Here is a 22,226-nt window from a genome sequence, read left to right as displayed (position 1 = left end):
ACTGCCCCTGTCCACTTCGCAGCTGGCAAAAGAGCTGCACTGCAACGCGGATTACCTGGGGCGAGTATTTCGCCGGACGTTTCATTTAACCCTGACGGAGGCAATTCACCGCCAGCGCGTCAGGGCCGCTGAAAAACTGCTGCTGAACGATGCGGCCTCATTAACTGAAGTGGCCGCCCGGTGCGGTTTTAATGACGTGGGTTATTTCCGGCAAATATTCTCCAAACATACCGGGTTAACGCCCGCCGTCTGGAAACGGCGGTACTGTAAAGAGCATATTAATTCCGGCTGATCACTGGCCGTAATAGGCATTTGCGCCATGCTTGCGCAGGTAATGCTTATCCAGCAATTCCTGCTGCATAACCGGAAGCTGAGGTGCAAGCTGGCGCGAGAAAAGCCCCATATAGGCGCACTCTTCCAGCACCACGGCATTGTGTACCGCATCGGCAGCGTCTTTGCCCCAGGCAAACGGGCCGTGAGAATGAACCAGCACCGCCGGGACCTGCATCGGGCTTATGTCGCGCTCCTCGAAGGTTTTGATAATGACTTCCCCCGTCTGGTATTCATATTCACCCGCGATTTCAGCCGGGGTCATCAGCCGCGTGCAGGGGATCGCACCGTAGAAATAGTCCGCGTGCGTCGTGCCCCACGCGGGTAAATCCTGCCCCGCCTGCGACCAGATGGTGGCGTGGCGGGAATGGGTATGCACAATGCCGCCAATTTCCGGGTAACGACGATACAGCGCGAGATGGGTCGGGGTGTCGGAGGAGGGTTTTTTACTCCCCTCGACCACTTTACCCGTGGCGATATTTACCACCACCATATCTTCTGCGGTCATCACGTCGTACTCCACGCCGGATGGTTTGATCACCATCATGCCGCTGTCACGGTCAACCGCGCTGACGTTGCCCCAGGTGAACGTCACCAGCTGGTGGGCGGGCAGGGCGAGATTTGCCGCCAGCACCTCGGCTTTAAGTTGTTCTAACATGTCATGCCTCCTTCCTGCATTCGGGCTTCAATCCAGCGGCGCGCCTGGATGATCTCCAGTACCGGCTCTTTGGCTTTCTCGGTCCACATTTCAATCAGAAATGCGCCGCGATAGTTAAGTTGATTCAGCGTGTTAAACACGCCAACGAAATCGACGCAGCCCTCGCCAAAGGGCACATCGCGGAACTGTCCGGGGCTTTGCTCGGTCACGGGCCGGGTGTCTTTCAGGTGGATAGCGGCGATGCGGTCAATGCCCAGCGTCAGCTCGGCGGTGACGTCGTTGCCCCACGCGCTCAGGTTGCCGACGTCCGGGTAAACGCTGAACCACGGCGAGGCGAGCATGTCGTCCCACTTTTTCCACTTGCTGATGGAGTTCATAAACGCAGTGTCCATGATCTCTACCGCCAGCATTACCTGCGCGGCGGCAGCCTGCTCTACGGCCCACGCCAGCCCTTCGGCAAAGCGCTGTTGCGTGCCCTCGTCGTGCTCCTCGTAGTACACGTCATAACCCGCAAGCTGGATGGTGCGAATACCCAAATCACGGGCCAGCCGGATGGCTTTGGTCATGATCTCGCGGGCGCGTTCGCGCACGATTTCATCGCGGCTGCCAAACGGGAAGCGACGATGGGCAGACAAGCACATCGACGGGATGGCCACGCCGGTCTCCAGCATCGCTTCCACAAGAGAGGCGCGCTGCGTGGTACTCCATTCAAGGCGCGATAAACGCTCGTCGGTCTCATCCACCGACATCTCCACAAAATCGAAGCCGCAGCTTTTTGCCAGAACCAGGCGCTCCGGCCAGGAGAGATCTTTTGGCAGCGCTTTTTCGTAAATGCCTAACGGATGCTGACGCATGGTTACTCTCCCCAGATGTCGCGGATTTGCGAATGGAATGCCTGTGCCACCTGCGGCGGATTATCGGCGCCTGCCAGCGCGCGCCCGGCAATGAAGGCTTTGACGTTGATCTGCTTAAACAGCGACAGGTCAGCGGGGGTGATACCGCCAGTTATAGAAAGCTGCAAACCGATATCGGACAGCGCCTTCATTTTGCTGAGATCCGCCTCACCCCACTGCTGGCCGCTGGCCTGTGCGTCGCGCCCGCGGTGGTAAATCGCCTGCTTCACCCCGATGCGATGCCACGCGCGTGCGTCGTCCAGCGTCCAGTTGCCAAACAGCTCCATCTGGATCTCGCCGCCGCAGCGCAGTGCGACCTCGTGGCCACGTTCAACGGTGGCCAGCGGGGCGGCACAGATGATGGTCATCCAGTTTGCGCCTGCGCCAAACGCCTGCTCAGCCAGCGTTTCTCCGGCATCGGCGACTTTCCAGTCCGCCACGATAATTTTATCCGGACACTGCGCACGCAGGGCGCGAACGGCGTTTAGCCCTTCGGTCAGGCATAGAATGGTGCCGGCTTCGACGATGTCGACGTGATCGGAAAGCGTCGCGACATCGCGCTGCGCGGCCTGAAGCGAGGTGTGGTCGAGCGCCAGCTGCAATAATGGTCGGCTCATAGGTCGTACTCCTTAACACGGGCGTGATAGCCCTGTAATGCTGAAATCAGTAGCTGGTAACGGTGATATTTGCGCTGGTAGGCGGCATGGGCACGCATGTCAGGTTCAATCATCCGGATGTCATGCCTGAGGGCGCGCTGAGCGGCGTAAAAATCGGGATAGAGGCCTGTACCGACGAGCGCGGCCAGCGCCGCACCGGAACAGCCGGTCTCTTCCACCTGCGGGAGTTCAATCGCCAGGCCGCTGACGTCCGCGAGCATCTGCATCCACACGTCCGAATGGGTTGGGCCGCCCGTCACACGCAAGGCCTGCACGTGGGGAAAGCGTTCGAGCATACGGTTGAGGTGGGTCATGTGGCTGAATACCACCCCTTCATAAACCGCCTGGAGGAGGTGCGCGCGGGTATGCAGCGCCTGCAAGCCATAGAAGCCGCTGGTCATCTCCAGCCCGGCGTTGCTGCCGTAGAGGAAAGGCAGGAAGAACACATCGCTTTCAGCTTTTGGCAGGCTGGCCACGGCGTGGTTAATCTCATCGAATGACATATCGCCCCATTGGGCCGTCAGCCATTCCAGGTTGCCGGACGACGTGGGGCTGGCTTCATGAACGATGAACTGCTGCGGATGGACGTAGCGGCCATAGACGTAGGGGAAAGGCTCGTTGTCGCGGATGCCGTGGGCAATCCCACTGGTTACGGCCCAGGTCCCCATTACGGCATTCAGCGTATGTTCGTCATGCAGCCCGGCGCAGATCGCGGTGGAAACCACATCAAACAGTCCACCAACGACGGGAGTACCCGCCGTGAGACCGGTCAGTGCGGCTGCCTGAGCGGTGATTTCCCCGCAAATTTCTGCTGAACCGATAATAGGCGGCAGGGCACCGTCAATGTCGCTGATGCCGAGCCAGCGCGTGAGCTGCGGATCGTACTGCCCGGTATTCATGTTGTAGAGATTGGATTCCGAGATGTTGCTCTCTTCGCAGCCTTTGACCCCGGTCAGACACCAGCGCAGGTAATCGTGCGCCATCATCACGCTGCCAATTTGCTGATACCGCTGCGGCTCGTTCTCTTTAACCCAGCGCAGGAGTGAGGCCGGATGCCCCGTCCACAGCGTCTGGCGAGTATGCGGATAGAGCTTTTCGGGTATACCGTCCTGCTGCCAGCGTTGTACGATCTCCAGCGCACGGCGATCGGAGGAGAGTATGGCGTTACCCAGGGGGCGATCCTGTTTATCGAGCAGAAACAGCCCCTTGCCCTGGGCTGAAATGCCAACGCCTTTGATCTGACCGCCGTCAGCGCCTGAATTTTTGAGCAGCAGGGCGACGGTTTTGTGGCAGTGCTGCCAGAGCTGGTGCATATCCCGCTCGGCGTAGCCGGCGCGTGGGCTGAGCGTGGCCACTGAGCGGCGTTCAATACAGACTTCTTTGCCCTGGCTGTTGTATAAACCGGCTTTCAGATAAGTACCGCCACAATCGATACCCAGCCAGAAAGGCTCTTTTTCACTCATCTTCTTCTCGCTTAATTGCCGGGTGGCGCTTCGCTTACCCGGCCTACGGTTTGGTTTAGTGGGTCAGGTGAGGGCCTCAGGCCGCACGCTTATGCGAGTTCACCGTGGGGTTGGGCTCTGCTCCGGCATCGCATTTCGCCGGTAACAGCAGGGCCAGCAGCGATGCCAGCGCCAGCGAAACTGCCAGGCAGTAAACACCTGCGTCTTTGCTGTACAGGGTGATCAGTACGCCTACCGCATAAGGACCGCAGAACCCGCCGAGGTTGCCCAGGGCATTAATCACGCCGCGAGCGCCGCCCGCCATCTCAGCGCTGAACAGACGCGCCGGGATGGTCCAGAACACCCCCGCTGCGGATTGCAGGAAGAAGCCACAGCCCACCAGCGCGGCATAGGCCAGCCAGGTGTGCTCTTTCAGCGCCACGGAGAGGAACATGCAGAGCGCAAAGCCAATCAATGGCAGGGAGACAAACAGCTTGCGCTTGCCGGTGCGGTCAGAGAGCGTAGAGAACAGGAACATGCCGGCAATGGCGCCGATGTAAGGCAGAATGGCGAGCATTCCCACCTGGCCGATGCTGGTGTGTGTCAGCTCCTTCAGAATGGTGGGCAGCCAGAGGGTGTAACCGTAAATGCCAGTCTGGTAGAAGAAGTTGAGGGCGATCAGCTGCCACATGGTTTTGTCAGACAGCACCGCGCTGAGCGAGGCGTTTTTCACCTCTTTACCCGCAATGGCCTGCTGCTCTGCCGCTAGCGTTTGTACCAGGTAGTTTTTCTCGGCCTCAGAGATCCAGCGTGCTTCCTGCGGTCGGTCGTAGACGGTGAACGCCCACAGCACCAGCACAACAACGGACATCAGACCTTCAATAATGAACAGCCAGCGCCAGTCGAGAGCGGTAATAATCCAGCCCGACAGCGGGGCGGTGATGATCCCGGCGATGGGCACGAACATGATCACAATCGCGTTGGCGCGGCCGCGCTCGGCATCCGGGAACCAGTTACTGATCATCGTGAGCACAACGGGCAGCATCCCACCTTCCGCCACGCCGAGTAAGAAGCGCAGTACCAGCAGCTGATACTGGTTGGTCACAAGCCCAGTCAGAACCGAGATCACCGCCCAGGCAACCAGCGACCAGCCGATAAACTTCTTACCGCTGCCGTGCACGGCAATTTTGCCGCCGGGAACTTGCAGGAACAAATAGCCGATAAAAAAGATCCCCCCCGCCAGGCCCGCCATCGTGGCGGAAATGCCCAGCTCTTCATCCATACCGCCGGGCATCGCAAAAGCTATATTTACGCGGTCCATATAGGAAATAATGCAGGCGATAAGAATAGGGGGAATGATCCTTAGCCAGCGCTGGCGCGGAATGTCCGCGTGTAGAGCATTAGAAGAAATATTCATAGTTAATATCTCATTGAAGGTAACCGGAAAATGTATTCTTTATTTTTATTGTGACGCTTTATTCATAGCGCTAATGCCGTCGCGCAAAATAGCGATGCGATGGCTGACGTCAGCATTAGCATTTATTTCCAGTAATTTAATACCGGAGAATTTCAATGTTGCGGCGCTCGCCGCAGTAAACAGCGTTTTTACATGTTCAGTGGACATGAGACTGTCGGCGCAGAACGAAGAAAACGGCGCGTGCAGATCCTGCCATTCTCCATACTCACCGTGAGGGGTCGTGCCCGAAAACATCAGCGCCCCCAGCTTCCCGGCAGCGAGTGCCGCCTGAACATGTTCCAGCGGAAGGGCGGTGTTGCGACCTTCGATGGCCGAACGTGCCCAGTTGATACAGACGCTGATATCGGTCTCTTTCACTACCTCCAGCACCTGCTCTAAGGGCAAGAACCCTTTACGCGGCGCCGGGCCATTCATCGCATCACAGTGTTCCAGCACCAGATCGCAGCCCCAGTCCCAGCTCGCGATTTCCCTTACCGAGCGGGAGAATGCTTCTGTCGCTTGCTCGACAGAATCATTACCCGCCTGCGGTGCGGCCTGCATTTCCAGAGCGATCACTTTCCCGGGAAAGCGGGTGTTAACGGCATCAATCTTTTGATGCAGATGGCGGTAATATTCAATGCACGCTTTACGCTGTTCTTCGTCCGCGGACGCCAGGCCAAACGCGCCGTTGCTGCCGCGGCGGCGCATGGTTTCCATAACGGCTGTGACAACGATCTGCCAGTCGCCCGGCGTATGACGAAACAGCCATTCATCACCAAACGGATGGAGATTTTCAAGGCAAGGTTGTTCCAGCCCGCGAATATTTGGCGTGTCGGAAAGTTCCCGCCAGAAGGCGTATTCTTCCTGCTCCCCTTTCTGGTGAAATGAGGGTGCACAGGGGTACGCACCAATAATAAAACCGGTGTTGGTCATTTCGCATTCCTGTATTTATCAGAAAATTAATCTAATTCGCTGATGGCCACTTTCACCACAATTTTACGAATTGCGGATCCCTTGTTTTTAATACAGGCAGGACGGTGAACATCCTGCGGGAAAAATATGGCGTAACTGCCAGGTATCATTTCGATAAATGACTCATGTTCGCTGTCGTGATAAAAAATAATATCCCGTTGCTCCAGCAATGATTCGCTGATTTTGTTATTCCCGGTATCAATAGCAATACCGATTTTTTCTTCGCCACAGGCCAGAAACTGGATATCCAGATAGCGGCGATGGACTTCAGGGCGGTTCTCGTGTTGTTCCTTTGTGGTGAGGTCGAGAACCTGGGCAAAAATGTTGCGGCCTTCAATTTCGATCACGCCCGGCGCCAGGGTGGTGAAATCCGTGGTACGCAGAAAATTAAGCGCCTTTTCTATCGCCAGCGGCAGGCGACATGGATTTGGCTGTGCAATATGTCCGAATATCATGACCCACTCCTTACAGAGACTGGATTTTCGCCCACACGCTGTCGTCAACCGTGATGCCGTTGCGGCGATTCTCCTCCAGCAGGCGTGTGAACTCATGACCTGGCAGACGGACGGCGACATTTTCATCAGCGCGTTCTGCGGTGGTGATGAAGTCCATGATGCGCTGTAGTTTGGCATCGCGGGTTGGACCGTCGATCAGGCGATCCACTTCGATGGCGATAAAGATCTGCGATACGCCGTATTCGTCGCTGTTGTCCTGGGTCACTTCCGCGACGGACGCGCCGTCAGAGAGCAGGGTGGCGATCATGTCGAGCACAATCGACAAGCCGGAACCTTTCCAGTAGCCCATGGGCAGAATGCGACGGTTTTTCTCAATCACGCCCGGCTCTCTGGTCAGATTGCCTTCATCGTCAAAGCCGCCGTCGACCGGTAATTCGCGTCCGGCCAGGCGATTCACCTCCAGCATGCCGTAGGAGAACATCGACATCGACATATCGACCATGGTGATTGGATTCGACGGGATAGCGACGATCAGCGGGTTTGTGCCGATGCAGCATTCTTTTGATCCCCACGCGGGCATCACGGCAATAGAGTTGGTCCAGCAGATGCCGATATAGCCTTTCTCCGCCGCCTGCCAGCCGTAGCTGCCGCCGCGCATCCAGTGGTTAGCGTTACGCAGCGCCACCAGGCCGATCCCGTGATCGGACGCCAGCTCGGTAGCACGGTCCATCATCTTCTTCGCCGTCAGGTTGCCGATGGAACGCTGGGCATCCCACTGTTCGATGGCGCCTAATGTCGTTACGCGTTTCGGCTGGGCGTCAGGGATGATGTCGCCTGCGTCAAGCTGCTGAATAAATCGCGGGAAGCGGTTGACGCCGTGTGAATAAACGCCGGACTCCGTGGTGCGGGCGAACATCTCGGCGCAGGCGTCTGCGGTATCCGCTTTTACACCGCGATCGAGCAGAACCCGATTGAACGCCGCTTTCAACTCTTCGAAGGTCACTTTCATCCCTGTTCTCCTGTTTTTTTAGGGGCAAGTGCGAGTGCTTTTTTATCGCTAAATTTCACTATACGAAATCTGATTTCAAATATAACGATCAAATTTTGTCAGATCAACGACATTCACGTTTTTCAAAATCGATTAAAATCAAATGGTTGTGTTTTTTCTGTTGAGATCGTGAACTAAACCACACTTTGCGCTACCATCAGGGCGCGATAAACAGGAGCCATTTGATGAGCATAAAAGAGAGCGAAATGACGCAAGAAAAAGAGAGGCCAGCAGGTAGCCAGAGCTTGTTTCGCGGCCTGATGCTGATTGAAATCCTCAGTAACTATCCGAACGGGTGTCCGCTTGCGCATTTATCAGAACTGGCGGGGCTGAATAAAAGCACCGTGCACCGGTTATTGCAGGGGTTGCAGTCGTGCGGGTACGTGACGCCGGCGCCGGCGGCAGGGAGCTATCGTCTGACCACCAAATTTATCGCCGTCGGGCAAAAGGCGCTTTCATCGCTCAATATTATTCACGTGGCGGCGCCGCACCTCGAGGCGCTGAACATTGCCACCGGCGAAACGGTCAACTTCTCCAGCCGTGAAGATGACCACGCGATCCTGATTTATAAGCTTGAGCCGACAACCGGTATGCTGCGCACGCGCGCATATATCGGCCAGCATATGCCGCTCTATTGTTCTGCGATGGGCAAAATCTATATGGCGTTTGGCCATCAGGATTACGTGGCGAGCTACTGGGAAAGCCACCAGGAACAGATCCAACCTTTGACCCGCAACACCATCACCGAACTGAGCGCGATGTATGATGAGCTGGCGGAAATTCGCGATCACAGTATGGCGATGGATAAAGAAGAGAACGAGCTGGGTGTGTCATGTATCGCCGTGCCGGTCTTTGATATTCACGGGCGCGTGCCCTATGCCATCTCCATTTCGCTGTCGACGTCGCGCATGAAGCAGGTGGGTGAGAAAAACTTGCTAAAACCGCTGCGTGGCACGGCGGAAGCTATCTCGAAAGAACTGGGGTTTAACGTGCGCGAGGCGTAACTGATGAACCGATTTATTCTGACGGATCCAGAAAAATGTATCGGGTGCCGCACCTGTGAGGTGGCGTGCATGATGTCGCATCAAAGCAGCGCCACGCCAGAAGCGCTTACGTCACGGATCCGCGTGGTTAAGGGGGGTACCTTCACCACGGCCGTGGGCTGCCACCAGTGTGAAGATGCGCCCTGCGCGAATGTCTGCCCGACGGGGGCCATTCACCGTGCTGCGGGAGCCTGGCTCGTTGAGCAGGCTCGCTGTATCGGCTGCAAAAGCTGTATGGTGGCGTGCCCGTTCGGGGCAATGCAGGTTCGGGTCGTGGAAGATCGCGTTCAGGCGCTGAAATGTGATTTGTGCGCGCATCGCGAGGGCGGTCCCGCCTGCGTCGAAGCCTGTCCCACCCACGCGCTGCGCTGCATAGACCCCGCCAGATTACGCGCGGAACGGCTGCGTAATCTGGCCTGAGGTTTTATTAACCGGCCTCGCGCCAGGCGTTCTCAATCTCTTCGGCGAGAATTTTCACACCCGCTTCGATTTTTTCCGGGTCCGGGACGTAGTTCATGCGCATGCACTGGTGCGTGTGCGGCCACGGCTTATCCAGCCCCGGGAAGAAGTAATCCCCTGGCACCATCAGTACGCCACGTTTTTTCAGACGCTGATAAAGCAGCTCTGTCGTAATGGGCAGATCCTTAAACCACAGCCACAGGAAAATTGCCCCTTCCGGTTTATGGATCAGGCAGCGTTCTTCCGGTAAGTAGCGGCGAAGGATGGCAATAGTTTCCTGAACGCGCTGAGAGTAAAACGGCTTAATCACCTCATTCGACAGGCGCAGCAGGTCGTTACGCCTGATCATCTCGCACATCATCGCCGGGCCGATGCCGCCAGGAGAAAGGCTAATAATGCCGTTCATGTTGGTAATGGCGGTGATGATTTTCTCGTTAGCAATGATAATGCCGCAGCGGCTGCCCGGCAGGCCCAGCTTGGAGAGGCTCATGCAGAGGATGATATTCGGGTTCCATAGCGGACGCGCTTCGCTGAAGATGATCCCCGGGAACGGTACGCCATAGGCGTTATCGATCACCAGCGGGATGCCGTGCTGATTCGCCAGCGCATCCAGCTTCATCAGCTCGTCGTCGGTGATCACGTTGCCCGTCGGGTTGGTGGGACGTGATACGCAGATCATGCCCGTCTCTTCACCGATATGCAGATGTTCAAAATCGACGTGATATTTGAACTGGCCCTCTGGCAGCAACTCGATATTCGGACGTGCGGAAACAAACAGGTCTTCTTCGAGGCCGGCATCGGCATAGCCGATATACTCCGGTGCCAGCGGGAACAGCACTTTTTTCGTGGTGCCGTCGGCGCGGCGTCCGGCGAACAGATTGAATAAGTAGAAAAACGCGCTCTGACTGCCGTTTGTCAGTGCAATATTCTGTGGTTCGATATCCCAACCCAGCGCTTCCCGCAGCATTGCCGCCAGAAGCGTCAGTAGTTCTGTTTTACCCTGAGGGCCGTCGTAATTACATAGCGCATCGGTTGCTTTACCGTTTTCCAGCATCTCTGCCAGCAGCGTCTGGAAGTAGGTGTTCATCTCCGGAATTTGAGCCGGGTTTCCGCCGCCAAGCATGATAGCGCCTGGGGTGCGCAGCCCGTCGTTGAGATCCTCCATCAGGCGGGTAATGCCTGAATGGCGGGTAAATTTGTCGCCGAATAGTGAAAACGTCATAGCAGGTGATCTGTCGGGCTTAATATGAAAGGCAGTAACCATAACGCCAGCACCGTGTTGGTGCAAATCGGCGAATGTGGTCGGATTTGTTGTTTTATGTGGTAGGTTTGTATTTGTGTGGTGAATTGTTCTGGTGAATGCCCCTCTCCCCTTGAGGAGAGGGGTAGGGTGAGGGGGTCTATTGATTACCCGCCCACACCACCATCACCTTATCGCCCTTGTGCTCGCGCACAAAGCCGTAGCCCTCTTTCATTGACAGCGTTGTTTGCTTGCCTTCACCCACCGCCGGATGACGGGCGCGGAACTGCCCCAGAAGCTGCCAGTGGGCGACAGTTAACGCCTGTTTACCCGTGACGTCCTGCCAGTTCATATCCGAACGGGTTCCCTGTAGCGGATCGGAGCCCGTCGGGCCGAATGGACGCTCTGATTCATCGCCGTAATAGATCTGGACGCTTCCCGGTGCCAGCAGCAGTAACTCAGCGGCGCGCTGGCCCCCTTCACGGAACAGACGCGTATCATGGGAGGAGAGATAGCTCAGCACATTAAAACTTTGCAGCTTTTCTGCCATTTGCTGCCAGGTCAAATCCATATCGGCCAGACAGTCCACCGCTTTCGCCGCCTGCTCCTGATAGTCAAAGTTGATCATCGCATCGAAGCCGTGGCGGTAATAATCGCTCTGCATCACGCCGTGGCCCCAGGATTCACCGGTCATCCAGAATGGCGCATTGTCGAGTTTTTTGTCCGGGTTGGCGGCTTTCCACGCGGCCAGCGCCTGGCTGGCCTGGTTTTTCAGTTGCTGCCAGGCTTCAGGCTCAACGTGCTTAGCGGTATCGACCCGGAAGCCGTCGATGCCGTAGTCACGTACCCACTGGCTGAGCCAGTGGGTCAGGTAATCTCGCGGCGTGAAATTCGTCATCACTTTCGCGTTGGTGTCGGGCTTGTGTTGATAAAAGTTCGGCAAACCTGACGGGATCTTAGATTCCGTTTTCAGATCCGGCAGGAAGGCCAGCGACATGGTCAGATCGTCAAAGCCCGGGTTGTCATAATCACCGATATCGGTACGGATCCATTTTTTACCCCACCATTTTTCCCATGCGGCTTTGTCACTGAAGTTGATGTAATCGTTGAAGCTGTGCCAGCTTTGACCGGCGCCTGGCTTCCAGTCAGTCCAGCGCTCGCCGAGGGTTTTTTTCAGCTCATCGCCCTGCAAATAGAGCGCGCCAAACTGATACTCCTGCATATCTGCAAGCGTCGCATAACCCGCGTGGTTCATGACAATGTCAAACAGGACGCGGATACCGCGCCTGTGCGCGTCGTCGACAAGCTGGTGTAAATCATCTTCGCTGCCCATGTTGGCGTCGAGTTTCGTCCAGTCCTGAGTGTAATAGCCGTGATAGGCGTAGTGGGGGAAATCCCCTTTGGTGCCGCCGCCAACCCAGCCGTGGATTTGCTCCAGCGGTGAGCTTATCCAGAGCGCATTCACGCCCAGTTGCTGAAGGTAATCCAGTTTGCTGGTAAGCCCTTTCAGATCGCCGCCGTGGAAAGTACCAATCTCCTGCATACCGTCTTTATGGCGGCCATAGCTGTTGTCGTTGGTGGGGTCGCCATTTACGAAGCGATCGGTCAGCACGAAATAGACGGTGGCGTTTTGCCAGCTGAATGGCGCGGGTTTGTCCGTCTCGGCGCGCTCAAGCAGCAGCAGGCCATTGCTGTTGGCGGCTGGCTGAAGAATTACTTTGCCGTTTTGAACGGTCGCGGTCTGTTTGCTGTAAAAATCACGCACCACCGTGCCTTCCGGAAAGGTGTTAACGACATCGATCGTGAGCGGTTTGCCGTCCCACTTCGGGCACTGGCGGGTAACGTTTGCGACAGGCTGTGGCGCCGCACTTTGTACCGTCAACATCAGCGTCGGCGTTCCCGAGCGCGTATCAATACGCATCTGATAAACGCCGTCACGGAATAACCGCCACTGCGGTGGGGTCCCTTCGCAGGGTTTGAGCGACAGCATCTCGTTGAGCTTAATGGCACCTGTCGGCTGCCAGCACGCGTTATCAAGACTCAACGTCAGCGGGCGGGTACCCTTCGCAAGCGTTGCCTGGCTGGTAAAGACGCCGGTACCTTCAGCGCTAAACGCGTTAAATCCCGGCGATGACCAGTCGGCATGCGCGAATGCGGGTAACATCAGAATAGCTAATGCAGTGCGTTTCATTCCATTTTCCTGTCGCGGCATTTTTGACCAGTGTGCCACTCGGCTCAGGGGAAAAACTCCTCCTCTGAGGCTTTCTGCCAGGAGGACGCGAAGGGATGAGTGATCCCGCGCAAAATTAGGCAGTTATCTGCGATATCGCGCACATTTTTCCAGTGCTGGTGATTTAATGAGCATGTTCCGGATGACATAGTTTCGGAATTGGACTATTTGTATACGTGCTCTTGAGGACTATTTTTGGTATGATTTGAGATTCCGCTCTCAAATTTTTGAAGAAAATAAGGTGTTGGAATGTTTATATCCGACCAGGAGACCTAATGATATCGACTCCCATTCGACGATATGGGGCCGCGATACTCATGTTACTCACCATGGCATTTTCAGGTGAGGTGCTTGCAAAGACGCACGCGGATACAACGAGTAAGAAAGCCCACGTAATAAAGACGACAAGCAGTAAGGTTAGCAGTAAACAAGAGTATTCTCGCAATAGTGCAAAGAGTAGTTCACTTCCTGATTTGCGAAAATACCCTTCCGGGACACCAAGGAAAAAAGCGTTTCTCCGGACGGTAATGCCTTACATTAAAAGTCAAAATGCCGCGATTACTGCGGATCGTAACTGGCTGATCTCCAAACAGTACGATAGCCGCTGGTCGCCGTCTGAGCGCACTCGCCTGAAAGACATCGCCAAACGCTATAAAGTGAAGTGGAGCGGGAACACGCGTCGTGTGCCGTGGAACACTCTGTTAGAGCGTGTGGACATTATTCCAGGCAGTATGGTCGCGACAATGGCCGCCGCCGAAAGCGGTTGGGGCACCTCGAAGCTGGCGCGCAACAACAACAATCTGTTTGGCATGAAATGCGCAAAAGGTCGTTGTACTAATGCACCCGGCAAGGTGAAGGGCTATTCACAGTTTGAATCGGTGAAAGATTCCGTGAATGCCTATGTGGTGAACCTGAACACCCATCCGGCCTACTCCTCGTTCCGTAAGTCACGCGCTCAGCTGCGTAAGGCGGATCAGGAAGTAACGGCTACGGCGATGATCCACAAGCTGAAAGGTTATTCCACTCAGGGACAGCGTTATAACAATTACCTGTTCTCCATGTACCAGGATAACCAGCGTCTGATTGCCGCACATATGTAATGAAAAACGCCTTCCACTGGAAGGCGTTCTTTTTTCTAGAGCAGGACTTCACTGTACCGTTCCCGGTACTCCTTCGGCGTGGTGTCATACTCTTTTCTGAACACCGAATAGAAATACTGAAGCGACGGATAGCCGCACATCTGTGAAATCTCGTTGATCGACAGCGAGGTGGAGATCAGCAGACTGCGCGCTTTCTCCAGCTTTTCCGCATGGATCACGGCGTGAATCGTCTCACCGACTTCCTCTTTGAACCGCTTCTCCAGATTCGAACGTGAAATGCCGACCGAATCGAGCACCTGATCGACCTTAATCCCTTTGCAGGCATGATTGCGAATGTAGTGCATCGCCTGAATCACGGCCGGATCGTTTAAGGAGCGGTAGTCAGTTGAGCGACGCTCGACCACGCGAACGGGCGGAACCAGCAGACGCTGGAGCGGCAGGGATTCGTTGTCTAACAGTCTGTGCAGCAGCTTTGCGGCCTGATAGCCCATCTGACGGGTACCCTGAGCCACGGATGAGAGCGCCACGCGCGACAGATAGCGCGTAAGCTCTTCGTTATCAATACCAATCACGCACAGCTTTTCAGGCACCGGAATATGCAAATGTTCGCACACCTGTAATACGTGGCGGGCACGGGCGTCCGTCACGGCGATAATCCCTGTCTGGGGCGGCAGAGTTTGCAGCCAGTCAGCCAGGCGATTTTGTGCGTGCTGCCAGTTTTCTGGCGCGGTTTCCAGCCCCTGATAAACGACGCCGCGATACTTCTCCTGGGCAACCAGCTGGCAGAAGGCATATTCACGCTCCATCGCCCAGCGCTTTCCGCTGGTGGCGGGCAATCCGTAAAACGCAAAACGATGTACGCCTTTCTCCTTTAAATGGAGGAAGGCGGTCTCGACCAGAGCATGGTTATCCGTGGCGATGTAGTGAACGGGGGGGTAATGTTCCGGTGTATGGTAAGAGCCGCCAACGCCCACGATAGGCACGTCGACGCCACTCAGCAACTGTTCAATCACGGGGTCGTCAAAGTCAGCGATGACCCCGTCTCCCAGCCAGTCTTTGATGTTCTCCAGACGGGTACGAAAATCTTCTTCGATGAAAATATCCCATTCGGATTGCGACGCCTGCAAATATTCGCCAACCCCTTCAACCACCTGCCGGTCATAGGCTTTGTTGGCATTGAATAACAACGTAATGCGGTGACGCTTTTCAAACATGGCTCATTTCCCAAATTAGTCACGATAGTGTTATCAGGCGCGCCGCTTGGTGGCAGAGTCCATCCAGACTGCCAGCAAAAGAATGGCACCCTTGACGATATACTGCCAAAACGTCGGCACGTCCATCATACTCATCCCGTTATCCAGCGAAGCCATAATAAATGCGCCCATCACCGCCCCCGCCACGCTGCCAATGCCCCCGGCGAGGCTGGTCCCGCCAATCACGCAGGCGGCGATGGCGTCCAGCTCGGCAATGTTACCCGCAGACGGGGAGCCCGCCCCCAGTCGCGAACTGAGGATCAGCCCCGCGATGGCCACCATCAGGCCGTTGATGGCAAAGACGGCGAGTTTGGTGCGCTCTACGTTAATGCCGGATAAACGCGCGGCTTCCAGGTTGCCGCCGATGGCATAAATACGGCGACCGAATGCGGTACGTGTGGCCATAAACATTCCCCCTAACAGCAACAGCGCCAGCAGCAGAACGGGCGTTGGGACGCCGCGATAATCGTTTAACAGCCAGATGGCCCCCAGCACAATCACCGCAGTAAGCGCCTGACGGCCGACAACCGAGGTTGAGGCAGGCGAGGCCAGCCCCAGCGCCTGGCGACGCATGCGTCCTCGCCATTGCCACGCGACAAACGCCATCAGCCCAACCACGCCGATCGTAAAACCGACGCCATCAGAGAGGTAGCTTTGGCCAATCTGGGACATCGAGGCGCTGGTCGGGGAGACGGTGGTGCCGTTGGTGATCCCAATCAGAATGCCGCGGAAGGCCAGCATCCCCGCTAAGGTGACGATAAACGACGGGACTTTACGGTAGGCCACCCACCAGCCATTCCACGCCCCCAGCAGCAGACCTAGCACCAGCGTGACCGCAATCGTCAGCGGCAGCGGCCAGCCGAGCCAGACGTCAAAAATTGCCGCCACGCCGCCGAGCAGACCCATCATCGACCCTACCGACAGGTCAATTTCCGCTGAGATAATCACAAAGACCATCCCCACCGCCAGGATCCCGGTGATGGCGGTCTGACGCAGCAGGTTAGAGACGTTACGTGCGCTTAAATAGGAGCCATCGGTCATCCAGGTAAAGAACAACATGATCACGATAATGGCGGCAATCATTACAAAAACTTGCAGATTCAGCGATTTAAGTCCTGCGAACGCACCGGGCGTCGGAACAGCGACTTTGATATCAGACGGGTTGCTTTTCGACATGGCGTTCGCTCCTTAAGGCAGCTTCCATCACCTGCTCTTGCGTCAGGTTCTGGTTGTTCAGGTTGGCTTTGAGTTTCCCTTCATGCATGACCAGCACGCGGTCGCTCAGCCCCAGCACTTCAGGCAATTCGGACGAGATAACAATGACGGCAATCCCTTGCTGCACAAGCTGGTTGATCAGCTTGTAGATTTCATACTTCGCGCCGATATCGATCCCGCGGGTGGGTTCGTCCAGAATTAAAATGCGCGGATTAAGCAGCAGGCAGCGCGCCAGAATCGCTTTCTGCTGGTTGCCGCCGCTCAGGCGTCCTATCGCCAGCTCCGGCGAGGAGGTTTTCACCTTAAGCCGGGCAAGCGACTGGAGAATACACTGCTGTTCTGCGGCATCATCCAGGCTGCCCAGCGCGCCGGAAAACTGGCTGAGCGCCGCCAGCGTGATATTTTTTCCCACCGCCATTACCGGCACGATGCCGTCTTTTTTGCGGTCTTCTGGCACCATGGCAATGCCCTTAGCAATAGCCTGCTGGCAGTTGTCGATTTTTACCGGCTGACCGTCGATATAAATTTTGCCTTCCCAGCGCCCCGGCCAGACGCCAAAGAGACACTGCACGGCCTCGGTTCTTCCCGCACCCACTAAACCCGCAATGCCGAGAATTTCGCCGCGGTGCAGCGAGAAGGAGAGGTTATCCACGCGCTTGATATGGCGGTTAACGGGATGCCACGCCGTCAGGTTTTCCACGCGCAGGAGCTCTTCGCCGATGGTGTGCGGTTCGTTGGGATACAGCGCGGTGAGTTCGCGACCCACCATCATGGTGATGATGTCATCCTCGCTCATGCCTTCTGCTTCACGCGTGCCGATGTGCTGCCCGTCGCGGATGACGCAGATGGTGTCGGAAATGGCTTTCACCTCATTGAGCTTGTGCGAAATATAGATGCAGGCGATACCGTGGTTTTGCAGATCGCGGATGATATTGAGCAGTACGGCGGTTTCCTGTTCGGTGAGTGAGGCGGTTGGTTCGTCGAGGATCAGCAGGCGCACCTGTTTGTTCAGCGCCTTGGCGATCTCGACCAGCTGCTGCTGGCCTAAACCTAAGTCGCCCACGCGCGTATCCGGTGAGATAGCCAGGCTCACCTGAGCCAGCAGTTTTTCGCAGCGCAGCGTCATGGTGTCGTAATCCAGTACGCCGTGGCGTGAGAGTTCGGCACCGAGAAAGATATTTTCCAGCACGGTAAGGTGCTTCACCAGCGCCAGCTCCTGGTGAATGATAGCGATGCCTTTACGTTCGGTATCGCGAATGTGCGTGGCCTGGAGCACCTCACCGGCAAAAACAATTTCGCCCTCGTAGCTGCCGTGCGGGTAGATCCCGCACAACACTTTCATCAGCGTGGATTTTCCCGAGCCATTTTCGCCGCACAGCGACATCACTTCGCCGGGATTCAGCCGCAGGCTTACGTTATCGACTGCTTTCACCGCTCCGAAGGCTTTGGTGATGCTTTTCATTTCAAGTAAATAAGACATAACTGCTCCGCATAGCCCAACAGATGAACAGGGCAGGTCAATGCGCCCCTGCCGGGCAGGGGCTGCGCTGGATTACAGTTCACTCTTCTTATGGAAACCGTCTTTCACCACGGTGGCGTCAATATTCTCTTTGTTGACTTCGATAGGGGTAAGCAGGCGAGCAGGTACGTCTTTCAGGCCGTTATTTAACGTCGCGTCTGCTTTAGGTTGCTGGCCATTGCCCAGCTCAACGGCAATTTCGGCGGCCGTATTGGCAAGCTCGGTAATGGGCTTATACACCGTCATGGTCTGGGTACCCGCGATGATGCGTTTTACACCCGCAAGGTCGGCGTCCTGGCCGGAAATAGCGACTTTCCCGGCCAGACCCTGCGCGCTCAGCGCCTGAATGGCGCCACCCGCAGTGGCATCGTTAGAGGCCACCACCGCATCGATTTTGTTGTTATTTGCGGTCAACGCGTTTTCCATAATTTTCAGCGCGTTTTCCGGTAACCAACCGTCAGCCCACTGGTCGCCGACGACTTTAATTTTGCCCTCGTCGATATACGGCTTCAGCACTTTCATTTGTCCCTGGCGGAACAGTTTGGCGTTGTTATCCACAGGCGAGCCGCCCATCAGGAAATAATTCCCCTGAGGCACTTTTGCGACCAGGCTTTTAGCCTGTAATTCACCCACCTTTTCATTGTCGAACGAAATATAATAATCAATATCGGCATTATTAATCATGCGGTCATAAGCCAGGACTTTTATCCCTTCCTGTTTCGCTTCTTTCACCACGTTGCTTAATACCTGGCCGTTATACGGGATAATGACCAGCACATCGACGCCACGGTTGATCATATTCTCGATTTGCGACATTTGCGTCTCTTCGTTGCCGTTAGCGGACTGAACGAACACCTCCGCGCCGAGAGATTCCGCTTTTTTAACAAAGATATCGCGATCTTTTTGCCAGCGCTCCAGGCGTAAGTCATCAATCGCCATGCCGATTTTGACCTCTTTGGCGTGTCCGGCAAAGCTTGCAAGCAGGAGAGTAGTGCAGAGCGTTAGGGTCAGGTTCTTTATCTTCATAATTATTAGGCCTTTTTGTAGGGGTATGTGTAGCTGAGATAAAAGAAACGTTCACTGCTGAGACGCAGCAAATTTTTAACGTGGAAAGGCCTGCTGGCAATTACAGATTTTTATCTTCTCATTACGATATTTGGTTTATTTCTGAATTTATGACCGCGATCGGATTTTAAAAAGCGTAACCTATTAATTACATTTGATTCTGGAATGCGCGCCGAAAAATAGTTTGTCTGCGCATTATTTTGCGAGCCAGCGCACAATTGCGCATTATCTCAATAGCAGTGTGAAATAACGTAATTGAGCAACCTCCAATGTCTATTCACTATTACTCCAGAAGCAAGACCACGCCGCATACCCTGATTATGGAGCTCAATATGCAAGCTTATTTCGACCAACTCGATCGCGTTCGTTTCGAAGGCACGAAAACGACCAATCCTTTAGCATTTCGTCACTACAACCCGGATGAGCTGGTGCTGGGTAAGCGCATGGAAGATCACTTGCGCTTTGCCGCCTGCTACTGGCACACCTTCTGCTGGAACGGTGCCGATATGTTCGGCGTGGGCTCTTTTGACCGTCCATGGCAACAGCCGGGCGAGGCCATTGAGCTGGCGAAGCGTAAAGCCGACGTCGCGTTCGAGTTCTTCCATAAGCTGAACGTGCCGTACTACTGTTTCCACGATGTGGACGTGTCGCCGGAAGGGGCATCGCTGAAAGAGTATCTGAACAATTTCGCGCAGATGGTCGACGTACTGGCTGAAAAACAGCAGCAAAGCGGCGTCAAGCTGCTCTGGGGTACGGCTAACTGCTTTACCAATCCTCGCTATGGCGCGGGTGCGGCAACCAACCCGGACCCGGAAGTCTTCAGCTGGGCGGCAACCCAGGTCGTGACCGCGATGAACGCCACGCATCAGCTGGGCGGTGAGAACTATGTACTCTGGGGCGGTCGTGAAGGCTATGAAACGCTGCTGAATACCGACCTGCGTCAGGAGCGTGAGCAGATTGGTCGCTTTATGCAGATGGTTGTGGACCACAAACACAAAATCGGTTTCCGCGGCACGCTGCTGATTGAGCCAAAACCACAGGAGCCAACCAAGCATCAGTATGATTATGATGTCGCCACCGTGTATGGCTTCCTGAAGCAGTTTGGTCTGGAAAAAGAGATCAAAGTGAATATTGAGGCTAACCACGCTACCCTGGCGGGCCACTCGTTCCATCACGAAATTGCCTCTGCGATTGCGCTGGGCATCTTCGGCTCTGTCGATGCTAACCGTGGTGATCCACAGCTGGGCTGGGATACCGACCAGTTCCCGAACAGCGTAGAAGAGAATGCGCTGGTGATGTACGAGATCATCAAAGCGGGCGGTTTCACCACCGGCGGCCTGAACTTCGACGCCAAAGTGCGTCGCCAGAGCACCGACAAATACGATCTGTTCTACGGGCATATTGGCGCGATGGACACCATGGCGCTGGCGCTGAAAGTGGCGGCCCGTATGATTGAAGACGGTGAGCTGGATAAGCGCGTGGCGAAGCGCTACAGCGGCTGGAACAGTGAGCTGGGCCAGCAAATTTTGAAAGGTCAGTTATCGCTTGCGGAGATCGCGAAGTACGCTGAACAGCATCAGCTTGCGCCGCAGCATCAGAGTGGCCATCAGGAGCTGCTGGAAAACCTGGTCAATCACTACCTGTTCGATAAATAACAGCATCCAGGCCCGGTAAGCGCAGCGCCACCGGGCATTTTCGTCAAAGGAGCCACCACATGTATATCGGGATCGATCTTGGCACGTCGGGGGTGAAAGCCATCCTGTTAAGCGAGCAGGGCGATGTATTAGCCACGCACACTGAAAAGTTGCAGGTTTCACGTCCGTATCCGCTTTGGTCGGAACAAGATCCGGAGCAGTGGTGGCAGGCGACGGACCGTGCGATGAAAGCCTTAGGCGAGCAGCACAGCCTGCGCGACGTGAAGGCACTGGGCATTGCCGGGCAAATGCATGGCGCAACGTTGCTGGATAGTCAGCATCGCGTTCTGCGCCCGGCTATTCTCTGGAACGATGGCCGCTGTGCGGAAGAGTGCGCGATCCTTGAGGAGCGTGTGCCTGCGTCCCGCGAAATTACGGGCAACCTGATGATGCCCGGTTTTACCGCGCCAAAACTCCTGTGGGTGCAGCGCCATGAGCCTGAGATTTTTCGTCAGGTGGCGAAGGTTCTGTTGCCGAAAGACTACCTGCGTTTTCGCATGACGGGGGATTTTGCCAGCGACATGTCTGACGCCGCGGGCACGATGTGGCTCGACGTGGCGAAACGGGACTGGAGCGAGGCGATGCTGGATGCCTGCCAGCTGACGCGCGACCATATGCCTGCGCTGTTTGAAGGCAGTGAAATCACGGGGGCTTTACAGCCTTCTGTTGCTGAACGCTGGAACATGCCAGCCGTACCTGTCGTCGCCGGCGGCGGCGATAATGCGGCGGGTGCGGTCGGCGTGGGGATGGTCGAGGCAGGGCAGGCCATGCTCTCACTCGGTACCTCCGGCGTCTATTTTGCCGTCAGTGACGGGTATCGTAGCAACCCTGGAAGCGCCGTACACAGCTTCTGCCACGCGTTGCCGGGTAAATGGCATTTGATGTCGGTGATGCTGAGCGCGGCTTCCTGCCTCGACTGGGCGGCAAAGCTAACCGGAATGGCGGACGTCCCGGCGCTTATCACAGCGGCACAGCAGGCAGATGATAATGCCGGTGCGGTTTGGTTTTTACCGTACCTTTCCGGCGAGCGGACGCCGCATAACAACCCGGAAGCGAAAGGGGTGTTCTTCGGTCTTACCCATCAGCACGGCCCGGCAGAGCTTGCGCGCGCGGTGCTTGAAGGCGTTGGCTATGCTCTGGCGGACGGAATGGATGTCGTGCATGACTGTGGACTGACGCCATCCAGCATTACGTTAATTGGCGGCGGTGCACGAAGCAGCTACTGGCGGCAAATGCTTTCCGATATCAGCGGGTTGCAGCTGGACTATCGTACGGGAGGCGATGTCGGCCCGGCGCTCGGTGCGGCACGGCTGGCGCAAATTGCGCTGAACCCGGATAAACCACTGCACCAGCTTTTGCCCCAGCTGCCGCTTGAACGGCAGCATCGTCCTGATGCGAAAAATCATGCTCGCTATGCTGAAAGACGAGACGTGTTCCGCAAAATCTATCAGCAGCTTTTGCCGCTAATGTCATAAACAGGAGCCGGGTGGCGCTAACG

19 protein-coding genes and 1 pseudogene are annotated in these 22,226 nt (G+C 55.9%); 6 read left to right on the top strand and 14 right to left on the bottom strand.

The genetic code is table 11. The features are described from left to right. Window positions 1-4: 4 nt before the first annotated feature. Window positions 5-292, top strand: a pseudogene (locus L379_RS0123730) (helix-turn-helix transcriptional regulator); the annotation flags it as partial. On the opposite strand, the gene araD reads toward L379_RS0123730, so the two are convergent. The 8 genes from araD to yiaK all read right to left on the bottom strand — a co-directional run bounded on the left by araD (window position 293) and on the right by yiaK (window position 7,871). After that, on the bottom strand, window positions 293-988 hold the full coding sequence (araD, locus tag L379_RS23585) for an L-ribulose-5-phosphate 4-epimerase (protein ID WP_017382588.1): 696 nt from the start codon (window positions 986-988) through the stop codon (window positions 293-295). It abuts the pseudogene before it with no gap. Continuing rightward, window positions 982-1,842 carry an L-ribulose-5-phosphate 3-epimerase gene (locus L379_RS23590; RefSeq protein ID WP_017693794.1) on the bottom strand — a complete coding sequence of 287 codons (861 nt, stop codon included), beginning with the start codon at window positions 1,840-1,842 and terminating at the stop codon, window positions 982-984. The genes araD and L379_RS23590 overlap by 7 nt, the downstream gene beginning before the upstream one ends. Window positions 1,843-1,844: 2 nt before the next feature. Then, a complete protein-coding gene (gene ulaD, locus L379_RS23595; RefSeq protein WP_023295601.1) occupies window positions 1,845-2,498 on the bottom strand; it encodes a 3-keto-L-gulonate-6-phosphate decarboxylase UlaD in 654 nt (217 codons plus the stop codon). Continuing rightward, a complete protein-coding gene (locus tag L379_RS23600; RefSeq protein ID WP_015572756.1) occupies window positions 2,495-4,000 on the bottom strand; it encodes an FGGY-family carbohydrate kinase in 1,506 nt (501 codons plus the stop codon). The genes ulaD and L379_RS23600 overlap by 4 nt, the downstream gene beginning before the upstream one ends. 76 nt (window positions 4,001-4,076) lie before the next feature. Beyond that, window positions 4,077-5,396, bottom strand: coding sequence for an MFS transporter (locus L379_RS23605; RefSeq protein WP_032651927.1), 1,320 nt, complete (start codon window positions 5,394-5,396; stop codon window positions 4,077-4,079). A 45-nt stretch (window positions 5,397-5,441) separates the two neighbouring features. Beyond that, entirely contained in the window at window positions 5,442-6,368 is a 927-nt protein-coding gene (locus L379_RS23610) for a DUF4862 family protein (protein ID WP_015572754.1), read from the bottom strand. Between the two features lie 26 nt (window positions 6,369-6,394). After that, a complete protein-coding gene (locus L379_RS23615) occupies window positions 6,395-6,862 on the bottom strand; it encodes a YhcH/YjgK/YiaL family protein (RefSeq protein WP_032651923.1) in 468 nt (155 codons plus the stop codon). A 10-nt stretch (window positions 6,863-6,872) separates the two neighbouring features. Continuing rightward, window positions 6,873-7,871, bottom strand: coding sequence for a 3-dehydro-L-gulonate 2-dehydrogenase (yiaK, locus tag L379_RS23620; protein WP_015572752.1), 999 nt, complete (start codon window positions 7,869-7,871; stop codon window positions 6,873-6,875). A gap of 224 nt (window positions 7,872-8,095) precedes the next feature. Here yiaK and yiaJ point away from each other — a divergent pair, with 224 nt between their 5' ends. Together yiaJ and L379_RS23630 are read left to right on the top strand one after the other, a co-directional pair. Beyond that, a complete protein-coding gene (yiaJ, locus tag L379_RS23625; RefSeq protein ID WP_032651920.1) occupies window positions 8,096-8,914 on the top strand; it encodes an IclR family transcriptional regulator YiaJ in 819 nt (272 codons plus the stop codon). A 3-nt stretch (window positions 8,915-8,917) separates the two neighbouring features. After that, entirely contained in the window at window positions 8,918-9,373 is a 456-nt protein-coding gene (locus L379_RS23630; protein WP_023295598.1) for a 4Fe-4S dicluster domain-containing protein, read from the top strand. A gap of 7 nt (window positions 9,374-9,380) precedes the next feature. Here the strand turns inward: L379_RS23630 and avtA are convergent, their stop codons facing one another. Together avtA and L379_RS23640 are read right to left on the bottom strand one after the other, a co-directional pair. After that, window positions 9,381-10,634: a valine--pyruvate transaminase gene (gene avtA / locus L379_RS23635; RefSeq protein WP_015572749.1), complete on the bottom strand. Its 1,254-nt coding sequence runs from the start codon at window positions 10,632-10,634 to the stop codon at window positions 9,381-9,383. 178 nt (window positions 10,635-10,812) lie between these two features. Then, on the bottom strand, window positions 10,813-12,843 hold the full coding sequence (locus L379_RS23640; RefSeq protein WP_032651917.1) for an alpha-amylase: 2,031 nt from the start codon (window positions 12,841-12,843) through the stop codon (window positions 10,813-10,815). 314 nt (window positions 12,844-13,157) lie between these two features. Here L379_RS23640 and L379_RS0123725 point away from each other — a divergent pair, with 314 nt between their 5' ends. Further along, on the top strand, window positions 13,158-13,982 hold the full coding sequence (locus tag L379_RS0123725) for a protein bax (protein WP_023295596.1): 825 nt from the start codon (window positions 13,158-13,160) through the stop codon (window positions 13,980-13,982). A gap of 35 nt (window positions 13,983-14,017) precedes the next feature. On the opposite strand, the gene xylR is transcribed toward L379_RS0123725, so the two are convergent. The 4 genes from xylR to xylF all read right to left on the bottom strand — a co-directional run bounded on the left by xylR (window position 14,018) and on the right by xylF (window position 18,995). Then, complete coding sequence (xylR, locus tag L379_RS23645; RefSeq protein ID WP_003860152.1) at window positions 14,018-15,196, bottom strand: D-xylose utilization transcriptional activator XylR; 1,179 nt, start codon at window positions 15,194-15,196, stop codon at window positions 14,018-14,020. Between the two features lie 33 nt (window positions 15,197-15,229). Further along, entirely contained in the window at window positions 15,230-16,411 is a 1,182-nt protein-coding gene (gene xylH, locus L379_RS23650; protein WP_003860151.1) for a xylose ABC transporter permease XylH, read from the bottom strand. Further along, on the bottom strand, window positions 16,389-17,930 hold the full coding sequence (locus tag L379_RS23655) for a xylose ABC transporter ATP-binding protein (RefSeq protein WP_032651914.1): 1,542 nt from the start codon (window positions 17,928-17,930) through the stop codon (window positions 16,389-16,391). The genes xylH and L379_RS23655 overlap by 23 nt, the downstream gene beginning before the upstream one ends. Window positions 17,931-18,002: 72 nt before the next feature. Next, entirely contained in the window at window positions 18,003-18,995 is a 993-nt protein-coding gene (xylF, locus tag L379_RS23660; RefSeq protein ID WP_006808602.1) for a D-xylose ABC transporter substrate-binding protein, read from the bottom strand. 371 nt (window positions 18,996-19,366) lie between these two features. Here xylF and xylA point away from each other — a divergent pair, with 371 nt between their 5' ends. Together xylA and xylB are read left to right on the top strand one after the other, a co-directional pair. Further along, on the top strand, window positions 19,367-20,689 hold the full coding sequence (gene xylA / locus L379_RS23665) for a xylose isomerase (protein WP_026080557.1): 1,323 nt from the start codon (window positions 19,367-19,369) through the stop codon (window positions 20,687-20,689). Window positions 20,690-20,748: 59 nt separating this feature from the next. Then, window positions 20,749-22,203 carry a xylulokinase gene (xylB, locus tag L379_RS23670; protein WP_015572743.1) on the top strand — a complete coding sequence of 485 codons (1,455 nt, stop codon included), beginning with the start codon at window positions 20,749-20,751 and terminating at the stop codon, window positions 22,201-22,203. The last annotated feature ends 23 nt before the right edge of the window (window positions 22,204-22,226 follow it).

Origin of the sequence: Enterobacter sp. MGH 33, from assembly GCF_000534535.1 — a bacterium.
GTDB classification, from domain to species: domain Bacteria; phylum Pseudomonadota; class Gammaproteobacteria; order Enterobacterales; family Enterobacteriaceae; genus Enterobacter; species Enterobacter hormaechei_C.
The sequence above is the reverse complement of the archived record's forward strand: the minus strand, read 5'-3'. Positions and strand labels throughout refer to the sequence as shown.

What these genes read in the sequence shown, in the direction of transcription:
- xylF (WP_006808602.1), bottom strand. Translation starts at nt 18,995, where the DNA reads ATGAAGATAAAGAACCTGACCCTAACGCTCTGCACTACTCTCCTGCTT.
- L379_RS23615 (WP_032651923.1), bottom strand. Translation starts at nt 6,862, where the DNA reads ATGATATTCGGACATATTGCACAGCCAAATCCATGTCGCCTGCCGCTG.
- L379_RS23600 (WP_015572756.1), bottom strand. Translation starts at nt 4,000, where the DNA reads ATGAGTGAAAAAGAGCCTTTCTGGCTGGGTATCGATTGTGGCGGTACT.
- yiaK (WP_015572752.1), bottom strand. Translation starts at nt 7,871, where the DNA reads ATGAAAGTGACCTTCGAAGAGTTGAAAGCGGCGTTCAATCGGGTTCTG.
- yiaJ (WP_032651920.1), top strand. Translation starts at nt 8,096, where the DNA reads ATGAGCATAAAAGAGAGCGAAATGACGCAAGAAAAAGAGAGGCCAGCA.
- ulaD (WP_023295601.1), bottom strand. Translation starts at nt 2,498, where the DNA reads ATGAGCCGACCATTATTGCAGCTGGCGCTCGACCACACCTCGCTTCAG.
- L379_RS0123725 (WP_023295596.1), top strand. Translation starts at nt 13,158, where the DNA reads ATGATATCGACTCCCATTCGACGATATGGGGCCGCGATACTCATGTTA.
- L379_RS23655 (WP_032651914.1), bottom strand. Translation starts at nt 17,930, where the DNA reads ATGTCTTATTTACTTGAAATGAAAAGCATCACCAAAGCCTTCGGAGCG.
- L379_RS23630 (WP_023295598.1), top strand. Translation starts at nt 8,918, where the DNA reads ATGAACCGATTTATTCTGACGGATCCAGAAAAATGTATCGGGTGCCGC.
- xylB (WP_015572743.1), top strand. Translation starts at nt 20,749, where the DNA reads ATGTATATCGGGATCGATCTTGGCACGTCGGGGGTGAAAGCCATCCTG.
- xylA (WP_026080557.1), top strand. Translation starts at nt 19,367, where the DNA reads ATGCAAGCTTATTTCGACCAACTCGATCGCGTTCGTTTCGAAGGCACG.
- avtA (WP_015572749.1), bottom strand. Translation starts at nt 10,634, where the DNA reads ATGACGTTTTCACTATTCGGCGACAAATTTACCCGCCATTCAGGCATT.
- xylH (WP_003860151.1), bottom strand. Translation starts at nt 16,411, where the DNA reads ATGTCGAAAAGCAACCCGTCTGATATCAAAGTCGCTGTTCCGACGCCC.
- L379_RS23590 (WP_017693794.1), bottom strand. Translation starts at nt 1,842, where the DNA reads ATGCGTCAGCATCCGTTAGGCATTTACGAAAAAGCGCTGCCAAAAGAT.
- xylR (WP_003860152.1), bottom strand. Translation starts at nt 15,196, where the DNA reads ATGTTTGAAAAGCGTCACCGCATTACGTTGTTATTCAATGCCAACAAA.
- L379_RS23610 (WP_015572754.1), bottom strand. Translation starts at nt 6,368, where the DNA reads ATGACCAACACCGGTTTTATTATTGGTGCGTACCCCTGTGCACCCTCA.
- L379_RS23640 (WP_032651917.1), bottom strand. Translation starts at nt 12,843, where the DNA reads ATGAAACGCACTGCATTAGCTATTCTGATGTTACCCGCATTCGCGCAT.
- L379_RS23605 (WP_032651927.1), bottom strand. Translation starts at nt 5,396, where the DNA reads ATGAATATTTCTTCTAATGCTCTACACGCGGACATTCCGCGCCAGCGC.
- araD (WP_017382588.1), bottom strand. Translation starts at nt 988, where the DNA reads ATGTTAGAACAACTTAAAGCCGAGGTGCTGGCGGCAAATCTCGCCCTG.